At 47.0% G+C, this 25,613-nt stretch carries 25 protein-coding genes; 13 read left to right on the top strand and 12 right to left on the bottom strand.

Annotated features, from left to right (window positions below; all coding sequences use genetic code 11):
• The first annotated feature begins 19 nt into the window (after nucleotides 1–19).
• The 6 genes from hemE to P364_RS0105860 all read left to right on the top strand — a co-directional run bounded on the left by hemE (nucleotide 20) and on the right by P364_RS0105860 (nucleotide 6,519).
• The gene (hemE, locus tag P364_RS0105835; protein ID WP_024629210.1) at nucleotides 20–1,084 is read left to right on the top strand and encodes a uroporphyrinogen decarboxylase; all 1,065 of its coding nucleotides are present in this window, start codon (nucleotides 20–22) and stop codon (nucleotides 1,082–1,084) included.
• Nucleotides 1,077–2,027 carry a ferrochelatase gene (gene hemH / locus P364_RS0105840; RefSeq protein WP_024629211.1) on the top strand — a complete coding sequence of 317 codons (951 nt, stop codon included), beginning with the start codon at nucleotides 1,077–1,079 and terminating at the stop codon, nucleotides 2,025–2,027. Before hemE ends, hemH begins: the two co-directional genes overlap by 8 nt.
• Nucleotides 2,027–3,451, top strand: coding sequence for a protoporphyrinogen oxidase (hemY, locus tag P364_RS0105845; RefSeq protein ID WP_024629212.1), 1,425 nt, complete (start codon nucleotides 2,027–2,029; stop codon nucleotides 3,449–3,451). Before hemH ends, hemY begins: the two co-directional genes overlap by 1 nt.
• Nucleotides 3,452–3,636: 185 nt before the next feature.
• Entirely contained in the window at nucleotides 3,637–5,046 is a 1,410-nt protein-coding gene (locus P364_RS0105850; protein WP_024629213.1) for a CapA family protein, read from the top strand.
• A 25-nt stretch (nucleotides 5,047–5,071) separates the two neighbouring features.
• Nucleotides 5,072–5,824 (top strand): glycerophosphodiester phosphodiesterase, encoded by a 753-nt coding sequence (locus tag P364_RS0105855; protein WP_024629214.1) that lies wholly within the window; start codon nucleotides 5,072–5,074, stop codon nucleotides 5,822–5,824.
• Between the two features lie 59 nt (nucleotides 5,825–5,883).
• Nucleotides 5,884–6,519: a fumarylacetoacetate hydrolase family protein gene (locus tag P364_RS0105860; protein ID WP_024629215.1), complete on the top strand. Its 636-nt coding sequence runs from the start codon at nucleotides 5,884–5,886 to the stop codon at nucleotides 6,517–6,519.
• 117 nt (nucleotides 6,520–6,636) lie between these two features.
• On the opposite strand, the gene P364_RS0105865 is transcribed toward P364_RS0105860, so the two are convergent.
• Nucleotides 6,637–7,044, bottom strand: coding sequence for a hypothetical protein (locus P364_RS0105865; protein ID WP_024629216.1), 408 nt, complete (start codon nucleotides 7,042–7,044; stop codon nucleotides 6,637–6,639).
• A 393-nt stretch (nucleotides 7,045–7,437) separates the two neighbouring features.
• Here P364_RS0105865 and P364_RS0105875 point away from each other — a divergent pair, with 393 nt between their 5' ends.
• The 4 genes from P364_RS0105875 to P364_RS0105890 all read left to right on the top strand — a co-directional run bounded on the left by P364_RS0105875 (nucleotide 7,438) and on the right by P364_RS0105890 (nucleotide 11,951).
• Complete coding sequence (locus tag P364_RS0105875; protein ID WP_024629217.1) at nucleotides 7,438–8,247, top strand: DUF92 domain-containing protein; 810 nt, start codon at nucleotides 7,438–7,440, stop codon at nucleotides 8,245–8,247.
• 13 nt (nucleotides 8,248–8,260) lie between these two features.
• Complete coding sequence (locus P364_RS0105880; protein ID WP_024629218.1) at nucleotides 8,261–8,839, top strand: TetR/AcrR family transcriptional regulator; 579 nt, start codon at nucleotides 8,261–8,263, stop codon at nucleotides 8,837–8,839.
• Nucleotides 8,840–8,903: 64 nt separating this feature from the next.
• Nucleotides 8,904–10,838, top strand: a complete 1,935-nt coding sequence (locus tag P364_RS0105885; protein WP_024629219.1) for an ABC-F family ATP-binding cassette domain-containing protein — start codon at nucleotides 8,904–8,906, stop codon at nucleotides 10,836–10,838.
• Nucleotides 10,839–11,012: 174 nt separating this feature from the next.
• The gene (locus P364_RS0105890; RefSeq protein ID WP_024629220.1) at nucleotides 11,013–11,951 is read left to right on the top strand and encodes a hypothetical protein; all 939 of its coding nucleotides are present in this window, start codon (nucleotides 11,013–11,015) and stop codon (nucleotides 11,949–11,951) included.
• Between the two features lie 176 nt (nucleotides 11,952–12,127).
• Here the strand turns inward: P364_RS0105890 and P364_RS0105895 are convergent, their stop codons facing one another.
• From P364_RS0105895 to P364_RS0105915, 5 genes are all read right to left on the bottom strand, one after another.
• Nucleotides 12,128–13,168, bottom strand: coding sequence for a M42 family metallopeptidase (locus P364_RS0105895; protein WP_024629221.1), 1,041 nt, complete (start codon nucleotides 13,166–13,168; stop codon nucleotides 12,128–12,130).
• Nucleotides 13,169–13,289: 121 nt separating this feature from the next.
• On the bottom strand, nucleotides 13,290–13,679 hold the full coding sequence (locus P364_RS0105900; RefSeq protein WP_024629222.1) for a LapA family protein: 390 nt from the start codon (nucleotides 13,677–13,679) through the stop codon (nucleotides 13,290–13,292).
• A 136-nt stretch (nucleotides 13,680–13,815) separates the two neighbouring features.
• A complete protein-coding gene (pepF, locus tag P364_RS0105905) occupies nucleotides 13,816–15,606 on the bottom strand; it encodes an oligoendopeptidase F (RefSeq protein WP_024629223.1) in 1,791 nt (596 codons plus the stop codon).
• A gap of 200 nt (nucleotides 15,607–15,806) precedes the next feature.
• On the bottom strand, nucleotides 15,807–15,992 hold the full coding sequence (locus P364_RS0105910; protein WP_024629224.1) for a hypothetical protein: 186 nt from the start codon (nucleotides 15,990–15,992) through the stop codon (nucleotides 15,807–15,809).
• A 3-nt stretch (nucleotides 15,993–15,995) separates the two neighbouring features.
• Complete coding sequence (locus P364_RS0105915; RefSeq protein WP_024629225.1) at nucleotides 15,996–16,229, bottom strand: hypothetical protein; 234 nt, start codon at nucleotides 16,227–16,229, stop codon at nucleotides 15,996–15,998.
• 163 nt (nucleotides 16,230–16,392) lie between these two features.
• Between P364_RS0105915 and P364_RS0105920 the strand changes: the two genes are divergently transcribed.
• A complete protein-coding gene (locus tag P364_RS0105920; protein ID WP_017689394.1) occupies nucleotides 16,393–16,590 on the top strand; it encodes a cold shock domain-containing protein in 198 nt (65 codons plus the stop codon).
• 135 nt (nucleotides 16,591–16,725) lie between these two features.
• On the opposite strand, the gene P364_RS0105925 is transcribed toward P364_RS0105920, so the two are convergent.
• The 6 genes from P364_RS0105925 to P364_RS0105950 all read right to left on the bottom strand — a co-directional run bounded on the left by P364_RS0105925 (nucleotide 16,726) and on the right by P364_RS0105950 (nucleotide 23,176).
• On the bottom strand, nucleotides 16,726–17,895 hold the full coding sequence (locus tag P364_RS0105925) for an MFS transporter (RefSeq protein WP_024629226.1): 1,170 nt from the start codon (nucleotides 17,893–17,895) through the stop codon (nucleotides 16,726–16,728).
• Nucleotides 17,896–17,932: 37 nt separating this feature from the next.
• Nucleotides 17,933–19,273, bottom strand: a complete 1,341-nt coding sequence (locus P364_RS0105930; protein ID WP_024629227.1) for a hypothetical protein — start codon at nucleotides 19,271–19,273, stop codon at nucleotides 17,933–17,935.
• Nucleotides 19,274–19,507: 234 nt separating this feature from the next.
• Nucleotides 19,508–20,992, bottom strand: a complete 1,485-nt coding sequence (locus P364_RS0105935; RefSeq protein WP_024629228.1) for an oligosaccharide flippase family protein — start codon at nucleotides 20,990–20,992, stop codon at nucleotides 19,508–19,510.
• An 84-nt stretch (nucleotides 20,993–21,076) separates the two neighbouring features.
• The gene (locus P364_RS0105940; RefSeq protein ID WP_029880760.1) at nucleotides 21,077–22,183 is read right to left on the bottom strand and encodes an amidase domain-containing protein; all 1,107 of its coding nucleotides are present in this window, start codon (nucleotides 22,181–22,183) and stop codon (nucleotides 21,077–21,079) included.
• 19 nt (nucleotides 22,184–22,202) lie between these two features.
• The gene (locus tag P364_RS0105945) at nucleotides 22,203–22,817 is read right to left on the bottom strand and encodes a class F sortase (RefSeq protein WP_024629230.1); all 615 of its coding nucleotides are present in this window, start codon (nucleotides 22,815–22,817) and stop codon (nucleotides 22,203–22,205) included.
• Between the two features lie 80 nt (nucleotides 22,818–22,897).
• Nucleotides 22,898–23,176, bottom strand: coding sequence for a hypothetical protein (locus tag P364_RS0105950; RefSeq protein ID WP_024629231.1), 279 nt, complete (start codon nucleotides 23,174–23,176; stop codon nucleotides 22,898–22,900).
• A gap of 302 nt (nucleotides 23,177–23,478) precedes the next feature.
• Between P364_RS0105950 and P364_RS0105955 the strand changes: the two genes are divergently transcribed.
• On the top strand, nucleotides 23,479–24,558 hold the full coding sequence (locus P364_RS0105955) for a tetraprenyl-beta-curcumene synthase family protein (protein ID WP_024629232.1): 1,080 nt from the start codon (nucleotides 23,479–23,481) through the stop codon (nucleotides 24,556–24,558).
• Between the two features lie 54 nt (nucleotides 24,559–24,612).
• Nucleotides 24,613–25,584 (top strand): 6-phosphofructokinase, encoded by a 972-nt coding sequence (gene pfkA, locus P364_RS0105960; protein ID WP_024629233.1) that lies wholly within the window; start codon nucleotides 24,613–24,615, stop codon nucleotides 25,582–25,584.
• Nucleotides 25,585–25,613 lie beyond the last annotated feature (29 nt).

Below are 25,613 nucleotides of genomic sequence, written 5' to 3' on the forward strand. Positions count from 1 at the left end.
ACTATTGGAGGCTTCTTACATGAGCTATAATGATCGTCTGATTCAGGCCAGCTTCAAACAGCAGGTGGACCGTGTTCCGGTGTGGTACATGCGTCAGGCTGGGCGTTATGATCCCGAATATCGCAAGATAAAGGAAAAGTATTCTTTGCTCGAAATTTGCCGTCAACCTGAGCTAGCAGCTGAAGTTACACTCATGCCGGTACGTAAACTCGGTGTGGATGCGGCTATTTTGTATTCCGATATTATGAATCCGGTTGCTTCGCTCGGTATAGATTTTGATATTGTTAAAAATATTGGACCTGTTATAGACAATCCAATCCGCACGGCAGCAGATGTGGAACGTTTGCGTCCCATTGATGTTGAGGGAGACCTGTCTCATATACTGGAGACGATTCGAATTCTGGACAAGGAACTGGATGTACCCCTGATTACGTTTGCCGGTGCACCTTTTACCATCGCCAGCTATTTGATAGAAGGCCGACCTTCCAAAGGGTACATACGGACGAAAACGATGATGTACAGTGAACCGGAAGCATGGCATAAATTGATGCAAAAACTGGGCGATATGGTGATTACATATGTCCGTGCACACATTGCGAACGGCGGCAAGGCATTCCAATTGTTCGACAGCTGGGTAGGCGCGCTTTCGCCAAACGACTTTAGAACGTATGTGTTACCGACGATTACTCGTATCTTTACCGAATTATCTGATTTGAATGTACCGAAAATATATTTCCCGGGTGTCGCTTCTGGTGAATTGCTGCCAACCCTGCATGATCTGCAAGCTGATGTGATTGGGTTGGATTGGAGAGTATCGATCTCCGAGGGACGTAAACGACTGGGTGGGAAATTTGCTGTGCAAGGCAATTTGGACCCTTATGTGCTGACTGCACCGATGGATCTGATCAAGCAGCATGCCAAATTGATTATTGACGAAGGCATCAAAGAGCCAGGGTATATTTTCAACCTGGGGCATGGACTATTTCCTGAAGCATCTTTGGATAAATTAAAAGAACTCACGGCGTATATTCATGAATATTCTGCTGAAGCATTGAAGACTGGGGTGACGGTTACTAATGACTAATACGGTAGGTGTACTGGTGATGTCTTATGGCACACCTGAGAATATGGAAAGTATTGAAGCGTATTACACACATATCCGGAGAGGACGTCCGCCTGAACCGGAACAACTGAAAGAACTGACTGACCGTTATGAAGCGATCGTTGGGGGCGTATTCCCTCTTCGAGAAAACACGGATAATCAGGTTAAGGCCCTCCAGGAGACGTTAAACAAGGATGATCGTTCCGATGAGGTTGAATTCCGTTGTTATCAAGGGTTAAAGCATGCGTATCCGTTCATTGAGGATGGCGTGGAACAGATGGCGAAGGAAGGAATTCAGACCGCAATAGGCATCGTACTGGCACCACATTTCTCCACGATGAGTGTAGGGAGCTACATCAAGCGCGCTCGTGAGAAAGCGGAAGAACTGGGAATCCAGATGTCCTTTATTGAGAGTTACCACCTGCATCCGAAATTAATTCAAGCTCTCTCCACACGTGTTAGCGCCAAATTGGATGCTTTCGAGGAAGCGGGAGCCAAACGTGGGGATGTACGAGTGTTGTTCAGCGCACACAGTCTGCCTGCGCGAATTGTGGATATCGGTGATCCATATCCGCAGCAACTGCTGGAGACTTCGGAAGTTATTGCTTCGCGTTTAGGAATTACCAATTGGCAGTTTACGTGGCAAAGTGCCGGGCGGACGGCGGAGCCATGGCTGGGCCCTGATATTCTAGACACGCTTCAGGTTCTTGCTCGTGAACAGGTAGAAGATGTGCTTGTAGCACCAATTGGATTCGTATCGGATCATCTGGAAGTGCTCTATGATCTTGATATTGAGGCCAAGGCGATTGCCAAAGAGATCGACATGCGCCTCATGCGTATCGATTCTCTCAATAGCGACCCGCTTTATATGGAAACATTAAGTGACGTCATTATTAACCAATGGCAGCAAGGAACGGATGTGTAATGGAAGACCATAAACGTCGTGTTGTTGTTGTCGGCGGAGGTCTGACCGGCCTAAGCGCGGCATTTTATATCCGGAAGCATTACCGGGAAGCAGGGGTTGAACCTGTAATTACCTTGGTTGAGAAAAGTTCCTCCATGGGTGGCATGATTGAGACGCTGCACCGGGATGGTTTTGTCATTGAGAAGGGGCCGGATTCTTTCCTTGCCCGCAAAACGGCGATGATTGACTTGGCTAAAGAGCTGGAGATTGATCATGAGCTGGTCAGTCAAAACCCGGAATCCAAAAAAACGTACATCATGCAGCGTGGCAAGTTACATCCCATGCCGGCAGGACTCGTACTCGGTATTCCGACGGAGTTGAGACCGTTTCTGAGAAGCGGTCTTGTATCTCCGGCAGGCAAGCTGCGGGCATTAATGGATTTTGTCATCCCTCCCCGTCGCACAACGGAGGATGAATCGCTCGGTTATATGATTGAGCGCCGCCTTGGAGCGGAAGTTCTGGAAAACCTCACTGAGCCGTTGCTTGCAGGCATTTATGCAGGTGATATGCGACGATTGAGTCTTCAGGCAACCTTTCCGCAATTCGGCGAGGTGGAGCGGGATTATGGTAGTTTGATCCGGGGGATGATGACTGGCCGCAAACCGGCAGAGACTCATACGGGAACGAAGAGAAGTGCTTTTCTGAACTTCCGGCAGGGCTTGCAGAGCCTCGTTCACGCGCTTGTACATGAATTGCAGGACGTGGATCAACGTCTGAACACTTCAGTGCAATCCCTGGAGGTTCAGACTGGAGATGCGGCCAGATATAGCATTCAACTGGGTAACGGCGAGCGTCTTGAAGCGGATGATGTAGTCATTACCGTGCCTACGTATGTTGCATCCGAACTGCTACAGCCTCACGTGGATACAACGGCTCTGGATGCGATTAACTACGTATCGGTAGCGAATGTGGTACTGGCTTTTGAGAAAAAAGATATCGAACATGTATTTGATGGATCTGGCTTCCTCGTTCCGCGTAAGGAAGGCCGCAATATTACAGCATGTACTTGGACATCAACCAAGTGGCTGCATACCAGCCCGGATGATAAAGTACTGCTTCGTTGCTATGTTGGTCGTTCGGGAGACGAGCAGAACGTGGAACTCCCGGATGATGCGCTGACGGATCTGGTACTCAAGGACTTGCGTGAAACGATGGGCGTGGAGGCCGTTCCGATCTTCTCGGAAATTACTCGGCTTCGCAAATCCATGCCGCAATATCCGGTAGGTCATCTGCAACAGATTGCAGCACTCCGAGAGGAGCTTGGCAGCAAATTGCCGGGAATATACATTGCGGGTGCCGGTTATGAAGGTGTAGGGTTGCCTGACTGCATTAGACAGGCGAAAGAAATGTCAGTTCAAGCTACGCAATTACTTGCTGCACAATAAATAACGTACATGGCTGTCTCAAATGTAGAGATATTCTACAGCGGAGACAGCCTTTTTTTACGCCAAAACGTGAAAAGCAGAGAGAAGTAAACTCTTTCTATGCTTACAGTTCCAAGGAATTATGGAAATCCAGAATATGCCTGATATAATATGATAAGGATTGCTGTGAAGAAGAGGAGCTGCCTATGTATCCCCCAAGATCAAAACGAAGTGTACAGAAGAAAAAAGTAAAACGTGCCCGCAAACGGTTGGTCTGGATCATTAATCTGGTATTGATCGTGGCCATTGGACTCGTCTGCCTCTATTACGCAGTAGGCATGAAGGAACAGCAGGCGGACCCGGAAGGGAAAGAAACAGTTGTGAATCAGGAGCCTGTGAATGAAGAGGGCGCTAAGGGCGGTGATCAGGTAAGTTCACCTGATACGGATTCGCAGGCAGGTAATACTTCAACTGAAGGATCGGATGGTTCTGATGAACAGGTAGCTGAAAATTCCGACGATAAATCGGGTGAGAAAAAAACGGATGCTACAGGCTCCGAGGCAAATGGAAAGACAGATACAGGAACGACAAAACCGACGGATACTCCCGCTTCTTCCGGCTCAAAGGGGAGCGAAGGTACAGGAAATGGGGCGACTCAGCCATCTAATTCGGCGAACGATGTAACCATCAACTTTGTTGGGGATATCCAATTTTCGGGCAAAGTTGCTGAACTGCTGGATAAGAACGGGTATGATTATCCTTTTGCGAAGCTTGGTAACCTTTTCAAGAACGATGATCTGACGATCGGCAACCTTGAAACGCCAGTAACTCTTGGTGGGACTGATGCATTGGATAAAACCTATGTATACAAATCTTCGCCAAAAGCACTCGCAGCCATGGCTTCAGCTGGTTTTGATGCGGTGAATCTGGCCAATAATCATATCCTTGATCAGGGCGTTGAGGGTCTGGTCGATACGCTGGCGTATCTGAAGGAATATGGTATTGCACATGCTGGTGCGGGAATGAACCAGGATGAGGCATATACACCTGCTTATCTGGAACGCAAGGGCATGAAAATTGCATTTCTGGGTTTTAGCCGGGTAGTACCGAAAGCGAGTTGGAAAGCGGAAGGTAATCGAGCAGGTGTTGCCGAAACCTACGATTCTACAGGTGCAGTCAAGGCGATTCAGGAGGCCCGTAAAAAGGCTGACCTGGTCATCATTGTTGCACATTGGGGAGAGGAACGGGTCAGCACACCGAATAATGATCAGACTCGACTGGCACATGAATTTGTAGATGCCGGAGCTGATCTGGTTATAGGCGGGCATCCCCATGTCTTGCAAGGGGTGGAGTATTACAAAGGCAAGTGGATTGCATATAGTACAGGCAACTTTATTTTCTCGAAATCAACGACAGAGGAAACGTGGAAAACAGCGGTTTTTCAGGCGAACTGTAGTAAGGAAGCTAAATGCAGCATGAAGGTTATTCCTTATGAGGCTGGGCTGGGTCAGGCAATTCCGATGTTGGATGAAGCTAACAAACTGCTGCTGGAGCAGATGACGCAGCTTTCGCCAGGTATTCGTTTTGATGCGAATGGAGTTGCATCACCAAGTTGAAGTCTATTTTTGGAGGAGGGATGGAATGAACAACCTTTGTGTAGCACACCGCGGATTTTCGTTCACTGCACCGGAAAATACGATTGCTGCATTTCTGCTTGCCATGGAACAACCTGAAGTTCAGTGGATGGAGCTGGATGTACAGTTGTCGCGTGATGGTGTTCCGGTCGTTATTCATGACTTTACGTTGAATCGGACGACTAACGGTAAAGGACTCGTTCGAGAGACGGACTGGTCAGATATACAACAGCTGGATGCGGGATCATGGAAAGGAAAAGCCTATAAAGGGGAACGGGTTCCCGCTCTTACTGAAGTGCTGGATCGTTGCTGTGGCAAAGTTCGCTTGAATATCGAACTCAAAACGCAAGGAAACATGTATCCTGGTCTGCCGGCAGCGGTTATTCATGAGGTAAGGAAGAGACATATGCAGCATGACGTGGTCATCACTTCGTTTGAACCTACGGCTCTGGTTGAAGTTAAGAAACTGGCCCCGGAATTCAAAACAGGGTTGATTATTGATGCACGGCCAGGTGATCTGGCAGCAGTGCTGCGACAAATGAATTGTAGTTTTCTTTCGATCGGGTACACAAATGTAGACAAATCGCTGATGCGGGAAATGCGAAATGAGGGTATTCAGGTGATGGCCTGGACGGTGGATGACAAAACTATCATGAAGCGGCTCGCGGCAATTGACTCGGATCTAATGTTATGTACGAATCGGCCGGATGTATGGGAACAGGCTTTTCAGGAAACGAGCAGTCGATTCTTCAGACCGTAATAAAAAGATGAACATGTTCCAACTACGCTAATGAATCCGATAAAGGTGGTCGTAAATCCATGTTGACAAACATTCGCAATGTATACTGTGTAGGACGAAATTATAAACTTCATGCAGAAGAATTGGGCAACGCGGTTCCGGATGAACCGATGATCTTTATGAAGCCTTCCCATGCGGTCGTGCCTTTGAATGGTGATACGCTTCAATTGCCTGCTACAAAGGGTGAAGTACATTATGAGGCTGAACTTGTCGTTCAGATTGGCCGGGATTTTGAGCCGGGTATGGCTGTGGATGAATTGATTGACGCGTATGCGTTTGGCATTGATTTTACGTTACGTGACGTACAGACGGTTATCAAGAAAAAGGGGCATCCGTGGACAGCGGCCAAAGGGTTCAAGAACTCCGCTCCTATTACTGCATTCCAGGCATTTCCCGGCGCTCAGGCACTTCTTGAGAAAGACTTTACACTTACCAAGAACGGTGCCGAAGTCCAACGGGGCAATATTCGTAACATGATCTTCGGCCTTCAGGATATTGTGGATTATGTAGGCCATCATTACGGCTTGGGGCCTGGAGATGTCATCTTTACAGGCACACCAGAAGGTGTTGGACCGACGGCAGCAGGAGATGTGCTTGAACTGGCCTGGGACGGCGAGTCCTTGGGCAAATGCACGATTTCAGCAGTAATTCAGTAAGCACCGTACATCATAGATTCTGCCTACTTAGAGTGAATATGACATAGGTGAGGGGCGTCTCGACGCTCCTTTTTTGTCATGCCCTCATTCTCTGCCTTAGCCTAAGGGGCTTTTCATTTACGCCAAGTTGTAGGCGGTATTGGCACTCTCCGTTACCAACTCTTCCAGTTCACCGCTTTGCACAGCGTGTTGCTCCGAGCTGATACTTCCACTTGCGAGTCGTTGATCTAATTGCTCCTTAAGCTGCCTTATTTGCAATATGATAACCTCATCGAAGTCACCATCATTTTCATCCGCAATCATTCTCAGCGATTTACCTGCGTACAGATCCTGAACCAAATCATCTTCTGACTTTAGATTCAGAGCGCTTAGCAATTCATCTCTGCTCTCGTCTTTGGTATCTATATTAACAATGGACCATTTCGCCAAGGGGATAGGGGATATAGCTGATCTGCCCCAGGCTGTTCCGGCGAAGGACATGGTGACAACCATTGTTCCTACAATCATTACACGCTTCATGTTCATGTGTGTCATCCTCATTTCAATAGTTAAGTACGAGTTGAATCATAACTGGTCTTGATGTAACGTTCTGATGATAGTGTAACCGGGAAAGCTGAAGTGAAACTTAAAACCAGATAAGTTAATCCAAATGTGATAGATAAGAGGTTAGCGAATAGTGATTTAAATTCACATTTGACAGGTTGGGTTTCACGGGGGTGCGACTGGAACTAGGATCACGCATATCCGTTTATCGCAGTATCAGTACACCTGGTTTGGTAGCTTTCAAAGTTGCCGAATCAGGTTTTTTGTATGCTGGCATAGGCAGTTTCGGCATTGGCATCAAACCGTGGTATAATTGAATTTCAAAAATATAAAACGTCATGTGGGCCATAGATGTTGCCACATGCAGGAGAACTTATGGACTGGATTATTGGCGCCGTATGCGCTTTTGTTGTGGCGGGTGCTGCCTACGCGAAGAAGTCGCTAACCCTGTCCGGCTGCCTGGCGGCTGTGATGATGGGTACGATATATTATGGAGCGGGCAACCTGTTCTGGTTTGGAACACTGCTGTTGTTTTTCATTACCTCAACGCTGTTCTCCAAATTTCGCAAGGATCGCAAACAGGAGCTTGAGAAATCGTATGCCAAGACAGGCAATCGTGACGCGGGGCAAGTCATGGCTAATGGTGGAATCGGCATGTTTCTGGTTCTGGGGAACTGGATCCTTCCACACCCGGCCTGGATGTATGCTTTTATTGGTGTCATGGCTACCGTTACTTCAGATACATGGGCAACCGAGTGGGGAAGTCTTAGCCGTAAGCCGCCACGCTCTGTCGTGACGTGGAAGGTGCTGACCCCAGGTACCTCTGGAGGTGTTTCATTACTTGGCACACTCGCTGCTGCCATAGGCGGAGCTTTGATCGGTGCGGGGGCGTTCTTCTTTTCCTGGATTGCCGGGATTGAAGGCTTGAGTTTGCTCAGCTGGACGTTTGTCGGCCTTGTAGGTGGATTGGCAGGAGCTTTTGCTGATTCCTATCTGGGCGCAACGGTTCAGTATATGTATCGTTGTACCGTGTGCGGCCGGGAGGTCGAGGTAAATGAACATTGTGGACACAAAACGGTTCGAGCGCGTGGCTGGTCCTGGATGAGTAATGATCTGGTGAACGTGCTCAGCTCGGTGATTGGTGGAGGTTTGGCGATCGGTTTAGGTATCATTTTGGCGTTGTAGGGAGGGAGTGCATTTGAGCACTGTGCAGGGAGACAAATCGGAGGCAATTCTGGATGCAGCTTACGGTATTTTCGGTTCAAAAGGATTCTATGAGACGAAAATGTCCGATATTGCGGACGAAGCGGGCATCGCGAAAGGCACCATTTATTTATATTTCAAAAACAAGGAACAATTATTTATCGCCGTATCCAAGCGGGACTGCAACGGTTTTATCAGTCGCCTTGATCAGGCGTTGAACTCACATCAGGGCACTGGGGATAAGCTTGGTGCGATCGCCAAGACTCATCTTACGTATTATTATGAGCGTCGCAATCATACCAAGCTGTTTTTTATGGCACCCAATAATGATCCGGATCTGATGAAATTCATGAAGGCTTTTATGAATGAATATATGAGCATGGTCCGTGAGGTATTAGAGAATGCTGGCGTACCTGAGCCTGCTCTGCTCGCTGAAGCTTATATCGGGATTCTCGATCGGCTAAAGATGGACATCATGCTCAATCCGGAGTTTAACGAGGAACATCTGAACAAACGAATTGCCTTTGCAGCAGCTCTGTTTCTGGACGGATGTCGTTCCTTTTTACAAGTATAAAGAGAGTGTACGGGATGGCTATTAGATATTGAATATTAATTTACAGAGAAGTAGGTAACGTGCAATGAACATAATGACGGTAGAGCAAGTTGCAAAAAGTTATGGCGAGAAAATTTTGTTTAAAGACGCCTCATTTGGTATGGGCGACCAGGACAAGATTGGTGTCGTTGGTGTCAATGGAACCGGGAAGTCCACATTTTTGCGTGTCATTGCAGGCATGGAGCCAGCAGATGAAGGGCAGATCTCAATAGGGAACGACGTGCGTATACAGTTCCTTGCACAGAATCCACAGTTTAACCCGGATAATACGGTACTGCAACAAGTATTTGAGGGCGACAGTCCGGAGATGAAAACGGTACGTGAGTATACGGAAACGATGGAGCTGCTGGAGCTTAACCCTTCTGATCCGGCACTGCAAGAGCGTTTGTTGCGCTTGAACCAGCAGATGGAGCAGCTTCAGGTCTGGCAGATGGAAAGTGAAGCGAAGAGCATTCTGTCCAAACTGGGAATTCGTCAATTCGATGCGCTGATGGGCACATTGTCTGGTGGACAACGCAAACGGGTAGCGCTTGCCTCTGCGCTGATTCATCCCTGTGAATTGCTCATTCTGGATGAGCCTACCAACCATATTGATAATGATTCTGTAGTTTGGCTGGAGCAGTATTTGCAAAAACGGCGCGGGGCACTACTTATGATCACGCATGATCGTTATTTCCTGGATCGTGTAGCGAATGTAATGCTTGAACTGGATCATGGACGTTTATTCCGGTATGAGGCCAACTATACCCGCTTCCTGGAGCTGAAGGCAGAGCGTGAAGAGCGTGAATCGGCCTCGGAACAGAAGCGGCAAAATCTGTTGCGGACGGAGCTTGCCTGGATTCGTCGTGGTGCGAAGGCCAGAACAACGAAACAAAAAGCGAGAATTGACCGCTTCGAACAACTCAAAGACCAACAGGGACTTAATCGTGCGGGCTCATTGGAGGTATCCGTGGGCTCCACTCGTTTGGGTAAAAAAATACTGGAGATCGAGCATCTGTCCAAATCGGCAGATGGCCGCAAATTGATTGACGATCTGAGTTATATTGCGGTGCCTGGTGACCGGGTAGGCATCGTGGGCCCGAATGGTAGCGGTAAATCAACCTTGCTGCAAATGATCTCCGGCAAGCTGGAACCTGATGCCGGGGAGGTTGTTGTAGGCCCGACAGTTAATTTGGGCTACTTCACACAGGAGCATCAGGAGATGAATGAATCTCTTCGGGTGATTGAGTACATCAAGGAAGTGGCCGAGAATGTAAAAACGGCTGACGGGTCTATCATTACAGCAGCTCAGATGCTGGAACGTTTCCTGTTCACCCCTGCATCACAGTGGACACCTATCTCCCGTTTGTCGGGTGGAGAAAAGCGTCGACTGTACCTGCTGCGTGTGCTGATGGCTGCACCGAATGTCCTGCTGCTGGATGAGCCGACGAATGACTTGGATATTCAGACACTCGCTGTACTCGAAGATTACCTGGATGATTTCCCGGGGGTTGTATTTGTCGTATCCCATGACCGGTACTTCCTGGATCGGACAGTGGATAAAGTGCTGTCTTTTGAAGGTGGCGGTGTTGTACGCGTGCATGTTGGGGACTACAGTGAATATGCGGAATGGATGCTGAAAAATGGTCCTGCATCTTCTCAGGAAAGTACGACGGGAACAGCAGCTAAAGTGAAACCGGCAACGGAGGAAAGTAAATCTGCTGCCTCGGCGGTTAAACCTAGGCTGAAGTTCAGCTTCAAAGAACAGCGTGAATATGACCAGATCGATGAGAATATTGAGAAAGCTGAAGCTAATCTCGCCCGTATTAATAAAGAGATGGAAGAATCATTCAGCGATTCAGCCCGGCTGCAGGAGTTGATGGCAGAGCAGGCTGAGGCGGAGCGTCATCTGGATGAACTGATGGAACGATGGACGGTCCTGAATGAGCTTGCAGAACAGATTGAAAACAGCAAATCTTAAGCATATTCCAAAGCTATATTTTAATGAATCGTCCTCTCTTTAAAAAGTGACTTGCAGTCGCCTTTGAAGGGAGGGCGATTTTTTTGGCTGTAAATGAATTTATATGAAACGTTAGCCATATTCAAACCGTTAATTAAATAAAGAATTCCATAGAAGGGGGAGAACACCACATCCATGTCCAGAGATCTGAATGAACAATTGGCAGTCCTCAAGGAAAAGGGAAGAATGTATGAGAAATGGAATGATCGGCTGGAGAAGCTGAATCAGGAGGAAGCAGAGTGGAAGACGAAAGTACAGCAGCGTCTGGAACACCTGCAAAAGGAACAAAACGATGTGGATCGGTTGAACAGCATGACGTTATCTGCATTTTTTTATCATTTAATTGGCAAAAAAGAGGATCGACTGGAGAAAGAAGAATTAGAGTTAATGGAAAGTAAGGCAGCGTATGATACGGCTTGCCAAATGTTAACGGATATCCAGGAGCAACGCTCGCAGGTGCAGCAGGAGCTGGACAGACAGCGACAATATCAATTTTGGCAGAGTGATTACAAGGTGTTATGGGGCCAGAAGGAAAACGACCTGCTGGAGAAAGATGCAGAATTGCAGCAAATGGCTGAGGATCGGGAACACCTCTCAGGTGAGCTTCAGGAGCTGAATGAGGCGGACAGAGAGGGGCAGTATCTGCTCCTTGCACTTGAACGTGCTGAAAAGGCGTTGTCCTCTGCGGGAAATTGGGGAGTATATGACATGATGGGTGGTGGTGTAATCTCCACCCATATCAAGCGCAGTCGAATGGATGATGCCCAGGATGCCATTATGGATGCCGGAAGACGTCTTCGCCGTTTTCAGAAGGAGCTGGAGGATGTGAGGATGGCCGTAAACACGGAATTACATCTTGGAGGCCTGCTTTCATTTGCAGACTATTTCTTCGACAATCTCTTTGTGGACTGGATGGTACAGGACAAAATCCGCAAAGCTGAAACCCAGGTGAAGGATGGACTACGTGCGGTGCGGAGCACGTTGCTTCTGCTGAAGAGTGAGATTCGGGAGCACAGGGAGAAGCTGGAGGTTCTAGAACGAAGATATCGCGAGCATGTTGAACAAGCGGATTAGACATGCCAAAGAAGAAGGACACGTTCAGCACGCCTAAACGGCATCGCATACGTGTCCTTTTACATGATAAAGGTGGATCATAGATGAATCAAGTTGTCGTGCCCGACTAGATCGACATCACGACTCTGAGCATTCATTTAAACGATGTCCTGTTTACCACCCGTCCATAATTCAATTTACTTGGTCGTAATATATGCGGCGAGCAGTCTCGCTGTATTCAGGACGGCGTCTTTGTGCGTACGCTCCATGGAATGGGAAGCATGAACTCCCGGACCAATCAACGCAGCGCGGATGTTATTTCCTCCACGTAATGCCGCGCTGCCATCGGAGCCGTAGTGAGGATAAATATCGACTACATAGTCAAGGTTCGCCTGCTTGGCTAATTCGATCAAACGGGTCGTCATGTCATAATCATATGGGCCGGACGAATCTTTGGCACAGATGGATACATCCGTCTCCTTACAGCTAAGGTCGTCGCCCATTGCGCCCATATCTACAGCAATCAATTCGCTGATTTCTGCAGGAATATAAGATGCGCCGTGTCCAACTTCTTCATAGTTCGAGATGAGCAGCGAAACGTTATGTAGTGGTTTCCAGTTTTCGCGATGTGCTGATTCCAGGATACCGAACAAGGCAGCTACGCTGGCTTTATCATCAAGGTGACGTGATTTGATATATCCGCTTGGCGTGATGACCGCACGAGCATCGAAGGAAATAAAGTCTCCGACAGAGATACCCAGTGCCAAAACATCTTCCTTGGAGGAGACCACTTCATCAATACGCACTTCCATATGGCTCTCGCTTCGCTCAAACGTACGTGCATCTGGATAGACGTGTACAGAAGGGTGCAGCGAGAGGATGGTACCCGTGTAGATCTTCCCTTCGCGTGTGTGAATGGTGCAATACTCGTTCTCAATACTGTTCATGGTAAATCCGCCGACCGAGGTGAGCTTTAGTGTACCGTATGAAGTGATGGAACGCACCATCGCTCCCAATGTATCCACATGTGCACTCAGTCCAATCGTTCTGGAAGAATCTTGCCCAGGTAAAGTGAGCACAGCTCCGCCCTTGTTGTTCAATTCAAAAGCAACATTGAGTGATTCGGCTTCCTTGCGGATCATCTCGATAATATCGTGGGTATAGCCGCTCGGGCTGGGAGTATCCAGTAATTTTTTCAGAAAAGACAGAACATAGGATTCGTCAATGGTAAAACTCATATGGGAATTTCCTCCTCGTTAATGAATATGCAGAAAGTTGTTCTTCAAACAGAATACAGCCTGTCTGGCAGAATGTACAATCCCATTCTTGTGGCCAGCAGGCTGCCTCTGATGTGATGTGTTACAGCTTACCCGAAGGATTTCCTTTTCGTTGGCTCTGAATGGAATCGGACTCCGCAGAAGCGTTGTCCGAATCGTTCGTTCCGAAGGTATCCATCGTTTTAAACGAGTCCAGAGAGGAGGAAGAGCTGCTTGCTGCGGAGCTCTCCAATTCGGATACACGTAACTTCAATTGCTTGTTCTCGCGTTGCAGTCGATATTGGCGGAAGATGCCATAAGACCCTACAATGATTCCACCGATTAGGGTACAGCCAAGAATGAGCAGAATCAGCGGGATTTGAACCGTGTTAAATAGCAGGTTGACTTGTACGGAATCCACATTAATGACCGCAAAAATTCCGGTAAGCAGTGCAAAAACGAGACCTGCGATGAGCGCCCATTGCATTTTCATGGTGGTGCCTCCTTGTTGAACAATTCAGGACTATGTACGCAATTACCCTAATTCATGAGTCTTGCATCTTGCTTGATTATAAAATCCCTTGCCCCAATGGGCAAGGGATACAGGTCACATGGACGAGAAAGCAACCTTATTTGGTTAGTTGTTCCATTTGCTCAATCAGTTCCTTAAACACGCTCATAGCTTCACGAATCGGTTCTGGCGTAGACATATCCACTCCTGCTTTTTTCAGGATGTTGATGGAATAGTCACTGCCACCGCTCTTGAGGAATCCAAGATAACGGTCCACAGCAGGTTGACCTTCTTCCAGAATTTGCTTGGAGAAACTGGTCGCTGCTGAGAAGCCGGTCGCATATTTGTACACGTAGAAGCTGTTATAGAAGTGGGGAATACGCGCCCATTCCATTTCAATGTCTTTGTCCACAACCATGCTGTCTCCATGGTATTTGACATTAAGGTCATAATAAATTTCGGAAAGCAGCTGAGGTGTGAGAGCCTCACCCTGTTCAGCGCGCTCGTGAATAATTTTTTCGAATTCTGCAAACATGGTTTGACGGAATACAGTGGTACGGAACTGATCTGCATAATACGTCAGCAAATACAGCTTTTCCTTTGGATCCGTCGATTTATTAAGTAAATAATCCATCAGCAGGGCTTCATTCGTTGTGGATGCAACCTCAGCCAGGAAAATGGTGTACTGTGCATCCCGATACGGAAGCGTAGTGTCCGAATAGTGGGAATGCAGAGCGTGACCCATTTCATGTGCCAGTGTAAACATGCTATTCAGATTATCTTTGTGATTCAACAACACGTAAGGGTGAGTGCCGTAGGCTCCCCAACTGTAGGCGCCTGAACGTTTATTCTCATTTTCGTATACATCAATCCAACGGTCATCATAGCCGGCCTGCAATGCGTCTGCATAATCCTTACCAAGCGGCTTCAAGCCATCTTTAACCGTTTGTTTCGCTTCCTCGTAGGTAATATCCATTTTGTATTCATCCACCAGTGGAGCGAAAAGGTCATACATATGCAGCTTATCTACGCCGAGCAATTTTTTGCGCAGGTCCATGTAACGGTGTAACAACGGAAGGCTTTCGTGAATCGTATCCACAAGATTGGTATAGACATCCTTCGGAATGTTGTCGCCGTAGAGGGACATATCCATGACGGAAGGATATTTCCGAACATCGGCATAAAACATGTTTTTGGTTACGTTGGCGTTCAGTGCTGCAGCAATCGTGTTCTTTTGCTTGGCATAGGTTTCATACACCGCTTTGAAGGCACGCTCGCGAACTTCCCGATTCGGATTTTCCAAGAACTGAATATAGCTGCCGTGGGTGAGTTCCACTTCTTTTCCATGCTCATCCTTGATTTTCGGGAACTTAAGATCGGCATTGTTTAACATGCTAAAGATGGTCTGTGGTGCCTGGGACAGGTTGCCCACCTGTGCAAGCAATGCTTCTTCAGCCTGGCTCAGTACATGAGCCTTTTCACGTTTCATCTCTTCCAATGTGAACTTATAGGCAGAGAGTTTCTCGTTGGAGATGAGGGCATCCAATTGATCATCCGGAAGGGACAAGATTTCGGGTGTAACATAAGATAGTGCCTCACCAACCTGCACGCTTAACTTCTGTGCTTTTTGGGAGAGGTTTTGATATGTAGGGTTCGCTGTGTCTTCATCTTGATGCATCCGGGCATATACAAAGAGACGTTCGGTTTTGAGACTGATCTCATCTTCGAGTTCAAAACAGTTTTTGAGTGCCTCAGGTTTGTTCAGTTTGCCCTGAAATTCGGAGGCTTTCTTGGTCAAAGACGATACTTCTTCATATTCCTGATCCCAAGCTTTCTGATCGGCAAATAGATCTTCCAGTTTCCAAGTTTGTTCAGTAGGTACCTCGGAACGTTTCAATAGTTGACTCATGGGAATCCTCCTTTGATGAAGTGATGAATATATAGACGAAGCTGCCTTCGTCCCACTCGCTTGTGCGGAGAGAGACGAAGGAATCAGACTAAGTACCAGCAGAATAAACAGCGATTTGCGGTATTTCAACGGCCTTCCTCCTCACTATACGAATAATCCCGTATAGTATGACCTGAGGGGCATTGAAATATTTGAAGAAGCTAGGCTCCCATGTTGACCAGGAAGTAAACGATCAGGAAAAATGCGAAACAAATCAGCAGGGTAGCAATCAGAGCCATGCCCCGTCTTAGACGATCCGGGATGGAGTTGCGTCCCAGAATCAGCACAATTCCCAGGGAAAAAGCAAGAATAATAAAGATGACAACATTGCTTGAGTCAAGCTGCATAGGCTAGACCCCTTTGAAGGCAGCCATCAGTTGACGCCATTCGTCCTCGCGGTTCTCAAAATCTTCTTTCGGGAAGCGGCGTTCAGCCCAGTGCATCAACGCAGGTCGGCTGAGGAATGTATGGCATTCTTCGCCCCACTCTTCCGATATTTCACGAAGCACCAGATATTTGCCTTGAACTTCTACGGTCATCATATTCCACTTGTCTGTTTTGTATATTTCATGTTTTTTTATCATAGGTAGTCTCCAAACTAACGGTTTTGGTAAAATGATACCGTACCCTTGGATTCAAAGCAAATTTTTTCGACTTTTATGGAAAAGATAAATTGCAATGTAGAAGGTCCTACAGTATAATAAGGGTATTCGCCATAGATGGCGATATTTTTAGGAGGTTGTTCATTTGAAAGGTACAGTTAAATGGTTTAACGCAGAAAAAGGCTATGGCTTTATTTCAGTTGAAGGCGGCGAGGACGTATTCGTACATTTCTCCGCAATCCAAGGCGACGGCTTTAAAACATTGGAAGAAGGTCAAGCGGTAGAATTCGAAATCACTGATGGAAACCGTGGTCCTCAAGCAGCTAACGTAAACAAATTGTAAGAATATTTCCGGTTAAACGGATTTCTTATAAATGATTGGCTTCTAGCTGAATATAAGAACCCAAGCACAGTCCCCCCTGGGAGGCTGTGCTTTTTTTGATATGTTGAGTTCCATAAGGGAAGTTCTCATTGCTGCTTATGCGCGGCTAGTCATGCTTGACCAAAGCTTCATGGAAAATCCAATAAGTGCGGCCAGGGAGAATGCCATCGCTGTGAGATAGAAAGTGTTTCTGCCGGTATGCTCCAGCAGCAATCCACCCAGTGTTCCGCTGAGCAGACCGGAAGCACTGGACCATACAATGGTGAACAAGGCCATGCCAGTCGCCCGATAATCATCGGGAACAAGGCGGGTAATATAACGGACCGAAGTCACGTAGAAGATGCCAAAGGTCACGCTGTGCATTGTTTGGATTGCAACGACTGCCGCAGGTGTATCCGAGATGGACATCAGAAATAAACGAATCGTATACATCAGCGCAGCGATCGTGAGCAAAGGAAGTTCCTTGTAACGATTGCCATATCTGCTTAACAGCAGAAACACCGGAATTTCGCTTACGGAAGAGATCAACAGTGACCAGCCGATCAGTCCTTCACTGGCACCTAAATCTTTTAGTGTAATGGTAAGAAAAGCTTCGTTCATCCGGTGACCCAGAGCGAGCAGAAAAACGCAGCCGAAAAAGGTAAGAACATCCCTTCGCTTCAAGATGGACCATAGTCCGGAGAGATCCATTTTAGTGCTGCTGCCCGAAGGCTGATCTTTTAATCGAAAACCGATCAGGAGGGTAGTGGCTGCCAGCGCAATACATACCCACATCGTCCATCCCGGCCCGAAAGAGCCGAGAAAGTATCCGATGCTTAACGCAAAGAATGCATATCCGATCGAGCCAAAAACACGAATGGAAGTAAAATTCCGGCCAAATTTGCTTGCGGTTGTAATTGCCATCGTATCGGAAAGTGGATATACGGGATAGTAGAAAAAGTAAAACAGGGTCACCAGTACAAATACCTCACCAAAGGTTGTGGCATTGGCGAGCATGATACCTGTGATCAGCTGCCCGGCAAGCAAGATGATCATCACTTTACGTACGGTTTTGTAGCGGTCACTGGCCATGCTCCAGAACATGTTGGAGAATACGGAGACGAGAGGACCAATTCCGTACAGGTAACCAATCTCAGCCCGACTGAATCCCAGATGGCTGAAATAAAGCTGAAAATACGATACCACCAGTACGGTGGAACCGAAGATGGTGAACATGAGTGCCCGCAGCCAGGTTTGATCTGGCCGGGCGGTATGACTTGATTTCATGATGAAAGGCTCCATTCTTGATTACAGTTCAATTTTATTATCCTTTGAGGGAAGAAGATTTCCCGGATGAGGGAACAGACATCGTAGGTTCCTTTTGCGTACGCCGGATGACCAGCCAGACAATGACAAGCTCGGCAAGCAGACCGAGGGATTGAGCCACTGCACCGATCATGCCGTTCCACGCCGGGAATATGCTGACCAGAATGAGCAGGACGATAACCGTACATATGGCATTGGCCGTCTGGGAGCGAAACATCGTTTTGGTCTGTCCGCGCAGCAGAATCAAACCATTGCTGAAGTCGAGAAAAGGTGAAATCAGCGGAAACAGTACAAACGCTCGCAGCGTCCACAAACTTTGCTGTAGCAGATTACCCTGTACGCTCATTACATTTTCCAATACCCACGGTCCCAGTGGGGTGTAGGCAATGGAGACGGTCATCGCAAAAGGAACGAATCCGGTGACGAGTGCGAACTTCTTCACAAGTTTGGCATCAACAAGATAGAAATTCAGCACGATCTGGTGGATGTATGTAAAAAAACTTAGCATCAGCTGCATCAGGCTACTCGCAACGGCAAAGGAAGAAATGGCCAGGGCGATCCCGGTCGTTTTGCCAAGTACGATATTAATGACGGGTCCGATAAACAAAGCTACGAAACTGGATAATAACAGCGGCTTGTAGAAGCGAAAGACGTCGCCCTTGTTTTCAACGGGATGATCCTCCAACTTGGCTGGCATCTTGCGCTTGATGCTGTTTCCTTCGAGAAAACTGACCAAAGCCTCAATCATCATGCCAGCAGCAAAAATGATAGCGCCTACACGACCGCTGTCAATACTGTCTGTATATATAAAATACAAGGACAGGCCGTACATGCCGGCAAGACGGAATAACATGCCGATCGTCAGCCATTTTGTACGGTTATTCGTAATAATGATGCCCTGATAGATGTTACGGATGACCGAAAAGATGCTGACATACATGAGAATCTCATAAACGTCGATTACTTTGGATAACAGATCCGGGCTTACGCCAAACAGATATTTGAATACACCTGTACCAATGGGCGAATATGCGATGAGGAATCCGATCAGAAGTACACAAGCGAGAAATATTTTGGTCACAAACGTGAGGGCCTGAAAGGAAAGGCGATCCCTTACCAGCGCCGAACAGGTCTGACGCAGCAGGGTTGAGGGGCGCTCGGTGAGGGTCAGCAGGCTACCGGCGATGGCGTAGCTAGCAATGACTGTCTCGGGATGAGCGGAACGTGCAAGTGTGCTGTTAATGATCACGTGAGAAATGGTAACGAGAGACGCGGATATGCCCAGCGGCACAAAAAATGCAAATAACCGTCTCCACGAAAGTGGTTCATTTGACATCATGTCAACGACTCCTTTGATGGATGAAATATGCCTAATATTCAGATAAGGCTTACAGAAAAGAGATGCCCGCCAGCTATGAAATGCCAGCGGGTCAATAATATTCCGATACTTTAAAAGATTAAAGACATTATAGTCTTGTAGGGATGTGATGTAAATAGATGGGATTCTGTTGTTTGTTTTTAGAACGAGACATTCGACCTGGGTTTATGTATGTGTTTGCCAAAAGGGACGGTTTCAGCTTCTCAGGCGATAGTGGATCAACAGATAGCTTCCGTTTAGCAGGAAAAATAGAAAAATGCTTGGAAGAATCGCGTAATCTCCCCAGTATACAGGCAGGGTGGTCCACTCCCTCAACCAAGCCACTAACGCTGAAATTACTATCACGACCATGAAATGTACAGTCAGACTGCTGATGCGAACGCCTTTCAACAAATTTCTTAATCCGATCAGATTTCCAGACATGATGATAAATTCCATAATTATGACACCCGCCACTCCACCTTTAAGATGAACTCCATTTAGAGGGATCAGGAAGTAGTGGGAGAGGGTAGCTGCAGTAATACCGATAGCCGTTGCGATCAGACTGATTTTTTTGTTATCCTGTGCCCACAATATACTGGTGGATACCTCACGAAGTCCAACAAGCAGGGGGATGATGCTTAACCAACGAATCAGCTCTGCAGTTTGTCCGGAATGGAATAAGAGCTGTGCCAGGTCGCGGTTGAAAATCCACAAAAAGGAGCTGGAGGTGATCCCCCAAATCCAGACGATCTCCATCGTTTGCCTGCTTTTCTTTGCAAAATAATCATAACGAAGTTCCTGCCAGGAGAGAGCGAGCTTCATGGTCAGGGTATGTGATATGGCCGCGGTTACAATCGTTGGCATATATACAACCAGCATGGCCATACCCATAAGCAGACCGTACATTGCAGTGGCTTGTGTGGAGGTATAGCCTGCGATTTGCAGTCTTAAGGGGATAATGACCGCATCTAGCATATCGGAGAAGGGAATAAGTAGCCGTGTGACGGAAATGACCAAGGAGCTCTTAATAAACCAAAAGCCGTCTGATCTTCCTGTGGAAACATAAGGAGGTATTTCATTCTTTTGACCGGTATATCGCAAAAAAAGAAGCAGCATCACAAAAGCGGCAATTCCGCCCATTGCTGTTCCGATCAAACTTCTCCCGACCGCATACATTACACCCTGAGGAAGCCACAGCCAAGTCATACCCAGCATCAGCCCGATACGAACAGCTTGCTCTATTACCTCCGAGACGGCAATGGCACCGTAATATTCAAGACCTTGTAAGTATCCCCGCAACAGGCTTAAAAGAGGTACGACGAATATCGCAATGGACAAAGAGCGTATAAACGGCTCCAGAACAGGATTACCCAACCACGTGGAAATGGTTGAAGCGTAGGCGAGTGTAAGTAAACAGAAAGTTGCGCCAATCATTGACAGCAAGGTGGATAATCGCTTGAACCAGAACCAGCCAAGTGCAGGCTGCTTGGCTGTGTACATTCCCAAGGAGGTAGGAAGCCCCCCTGTTATCAGCATAAGCATGAAACCAAAATAGGAATAAGCGATTTGGAATAATCCTATACCTTCAGGACCCGCCATGCGGGTGAGGACGATACGTCCAGTGAGACCCATTACTTTGACCAGAGAGACAGCACCGATACGGATACCCGTCTGCTTGAGACCGGGAGGCATGTTCATCTATTTCACTCCATCCAACACAAAACACTTCTTGTCCACCATTAATATGAGCAAAAGGAGGCAAGTATGTGTGTTATGAAGCGATCAGTCTCGAATATGAATGAGGATATACGACGTTTTGTTATCCCAGCCCAAGTCAAACGGTGCCTGAAATCGATCGGCGGTGTGGGAATTGACGAGGGGATAGCCGCGCTGATCGAATCCGGTAACAACAGAAAAATGGTCTACATCATGATTCATTACATGAGCGATCAGATCGCCAGCTGCTAGCTCGCCTATCAAACCGTACGGGTGAGCCTCCGTTTTTTCGACCAGCTTCGAAAAGGATCCCGTCGCGATTTTTTTCCCATACCCGGAGTAAAGAATGAAATCTTTGAATGCATCCGTTTGTACCCAGGTTTTGGTACCACCCTTGGGAAAATGGTATCTCCATGCTCCCATCATCGGTAACCCGCCGCCTTCCTTCTGATCTCCAAGAGCTTGGGAAGCAAAATTGGTACAGTCGCCCCCTAGATTATTGTAATTTTTATATTTGGAATTATACTTGACCTTGTCGTTTGTTCTCCATGCGATCCCCGCGTATTTATTTGCATAGTCCACCGCTTGTTTTCGTTTGTAGTTCTTGCCGTCCTTTAGTTCAGGACGATCAGGGGGTGAAGAAGGCATTCCTGCTGCAATTAGTCGAGGGTTCTCCTCCAGCGGATCGAGGTACCATTCCTTCGAGACGATCCATTGATCATTGATTTTTTTCAGTGTGACAGCATGCCAGGTTCCCAGTCCAAACGAATGGGTTGAAGATAATTGGTCTTTATAGGCATATGTGATTTGCTGCGAATGGCCCAAAGAAACCGTCGCGATGTTATCTCTGACACGAATTTTGGAGATATGGATTTTGGACTGGCAATCGGTAATCTTCATGTTACGATGTTCGCTCCATGCATGAAGATAGGTTTTACGATTGATTTCCATCGTGTAAGCGTGACGGCTCAAGGGAGATTGTTTATCATAATAGCGAACCATATTATTAGTTTGTCCGGCTAAGTACTTCGATCTTTGGGCAAAAAGAGATTCAAGATTTTGACTAATCTCAATCTCAAGTTGAGATGTAGTGGAAGAAGCCTCGGCAGGCCTCAAGTGTGGCACAGTCATAAACAAACAGCTAATCAGGAGTACGGTTATCCACTTATGCATGGTTATCTCCTCTTGAATGTTATTCAACTAATCGGGTATACACGACAAGGCGCTTATTGTGCTCCTTTTTTTTGCGATCGTACGTTCCTGTACATGTGATCAGATTCAACTGCTTTTCAGCGGTGTCGCCAAATATTTTATCCAAAGGTGCTTCCTGCGTGTAATAGGATTCGACCTCCAAAACCTCATATTTAAGATAGTGGTTGTTCTGGTCAAATAAAAAAACAAAAGTACCCGGTTTCAGATGTTTAAGCGGGTAAAATATGGCTGGACCTGTATAGTTGTCTACATGACCGGCAACAATTGCATTTCCGTTTTCTCCAGGCAAAACTCCATCTACATATAATCCAGCGATTTCACTGGACTTGGGTACTTGTAGTTGTCCATTCTCTGACAGGTGAATAGGAGTGATTGAAGTACTCAAATGCACCGATGGAATGCACAAACGAACAGGTTTACTCATGACTATGGATTTCGGAATCCTTGTCTTTATCTCGGGATCAGTACTCGTCTGATCTTTAGGAGCAGATGTTTGGAAAGCGGTCTGTTCCTTCATGTTATTTGCCGGAGATAAGATAAGGCATGCAATGATTAAGAAAATTACAATAGCGGCGAATGAAGTGTTGTTTTTCATACGTTTCTCATCCTTATAAATAAATTGAAGAAAAAGAGAAAAGAAAAATCGTTTTCTTTTCTCTTTTCTCTTATCCCTTTTTACTCGCTTACGCCGCCATATCCTGTTTTAGGAAGGGCTTTTGGTGTAACGCTTTTTGCATGGATTTTATGCTCTTTGTTGACGGATTTTTGATGCAGTTTGTGTTCTTTGCCTTTATGCGATTTCATGTGCATTTTGTGCTCCGCTTTGTGCTCTGCTTTGTGCATGGATTTCTCCATTTTGTGCATCGGTTCAGTTGCAGCGGATGCAGATGCAGAAGCACCGGATACAGCCAGCATTAGGCAAGCAGACAGAGAAACAATGGTTGCTTTATTCATACTTGAATTCCTCCCAGTGGGTAATTTGCATTGCAGAACTTAATATCCCCAGGTCTTACATGATTATTGATTGTATTTTTTTACAGTGATTATGGAAGCCATCCAGGTTTATTGTTGATTTGGTAAAATAGAATGATGTGTGATGTGAATGGAAGGGGTATTTTACAACAAGTCGTTCGTAGATGTGATTTTTTGCCGTGATTATGCGGGAGATCATTTGTACAATTAAGGGGATCATATTATAATAGGATTGGTTAAAAATCGCTCTAATACGTATTCAACCAAGTGGAGGCACATTTATTTTGAGCCAATCAAATCGAAATCGTCATCAATATCCGCGTGGACCGTTGGCATTGATGAGAGGGGTGTACAAATACACCATTCCGGAAACGCGGAAGGAATTGGATGGGTGGCGTGCCAAGGCGGAGAAAATTCCGAATGAGGAATTGCGCAATCAGGCACTGGCCAGTCTCAGGGACAAGCAGTTCCACTGTGAAGGCGGAACCGTTTATGCTTTACCTGATTTGCCAAACAGGCACATTCTGATTCCACTGATCGTTTCATATCAGACTATTAGTGATTATTTGGACAATCTGTGTGATCGCAGTACATCGATGGACCCGAATGACTTTCGGCTTCTCCATCAATCTATGCTTGATGCGGTAGATCCCGAAGCAACACCTGTCAATTATTATGCGCTCCGCGAGGAGCAGGATGACGGTGGCTACCTAAGGGATCTAGTGACCTCATGTCAGGAGCTGACTCGTCAGCTGCCGGGCTATGCATCCGCCAAGCCTCAAATTCAGGATCTGGCAGGCCTATACACGGACCTGCAGGTATATAAGCACATCAAGCCGGAACTGAGAGAAACGGCATTGCTGGAATGGTGGTCAGAGCATCGCCACCGCACACCTCAGTTCCGTTGGAACGAATTTGCCGCTGCTACTGGCTCTACGCTGGGCGTGTTCATGCTGTTTCTGGCTGCGAGTGACGATCAGCTGACAGAAGAGCAGGCGGCTTCGATCCACACTGCCTATTTTCCTCATGTATGCGCATTGCATATTATGCTCGATTATTTAATCGATCAGGATGAAGATCGTATCGGGGGAGATCTCAACTTCTGCAATTATTATGAGAATGTGGAGACAATGCTGGACCGAATTGCTTTTATTGTGGAGATGGCCCGCAGTGATGTGGAGAAGATTCCGGGAAGTTCGTTCCACCGGATGATTATCGAAGGACTGCTTGCCATTTACCTGTCTGATCCCAAAGTCAGCGAACAACAGGAAGTTCGCGTCGTTTCCAAGCGTTTGATGAAGAATAGTCCGATGACAAGAGTGTTTTTCTTTATCTTTAGCCGCTGGATTCGTAAGCATATGTAAGTCAGGCGTATTGTGGTGGGAGCCTGAAGTGAAACTAGAGGAGGAAGAAACATCATGACAGCAGTAAAGAAAATCGCAGTTTTAACGAGCGGTGGTGATTCGCAGGGGATGAACGCGGCTGTTCGTGCGGTTGTTCGCAGCGGACTGTTTCACGGTCTCGAAGTGTACGGGGTTCAACGTGGATACCAAGGTCTTTTGAATAACGATATTTTCCCAATGGACTTGCGGAGTGTAGGGGATATCATCCAGCGTGGTGGAACGGTTCTGCAATCGGCACGCTGCAAGGAATTCTATACCGCTGAAGGTCAGCAAAAAGGCGCAGACATTCTGCGTGCACGCGGCATTGACGGCTTGGTTGTTATTGGTGGAGACGGTTCATACAATGGTGCCAACAAACTGAGCAAGCTGGGCATCAACACCATGGGTCTTCCCGGAACGATTGACAATGACGTTTCTTTCACCGATTACACGATCGGATTCGATACAGCAGTTAGCATTGTGGTAGATGCAGTTAACAAACTACGCGATACGATGTCTTCACACGAACGTTCTTCCATCGTTGAAGTTATGGGTCGTCACTGTGGCGATATCGCATTGCATGCAGGACTTGCATCGGGCGCAGAAACGATTCTGGTGCCTGAAGTTCCGTTTGACATGGATGAAGTGGCAGACCGCATGAAAGCCAACTTTGCACATGGTAAACGTCACAGTATCATTATCGTTGCTGAAGGCGTAGGCAAAGGTGAGGATGTAGCAAAAGAACTGATGGAACGCTGCCCAACATATGAGCCGCGTGTAACCGTATTGGGTCACATTCAGCGTGGTGGTACGCCAACTCCGTTTGACCGTAACCTTGCCAGTCGTCTGGGAGATTTCGCCGTACGCAGTCTGATTGCGGGTGAAACAGACAAAGGATGCGGTATTATCAAGGGAGAACTGACCCTGACGGATATTGATAAAGTGGTTAATACGAAAAAAGACTTCGATATGGAAACGTACGAGCTGGCACAGCGTTTGTCCCAATAATCAAACCATAACCAAAAGAGCACAGTCCC

Origin of the sequence: Paenibacillus sp. MAEPY2, from assembly GCF_000499205.1 — a bacterium.
In the GTDB taxonomy this organism is placed as follows: Bacteria; Bacillota; Bacilli; order Paenibacillales; family Paenibacillaceae; genus Paenibacillus; species Paenibacillus vandeheii.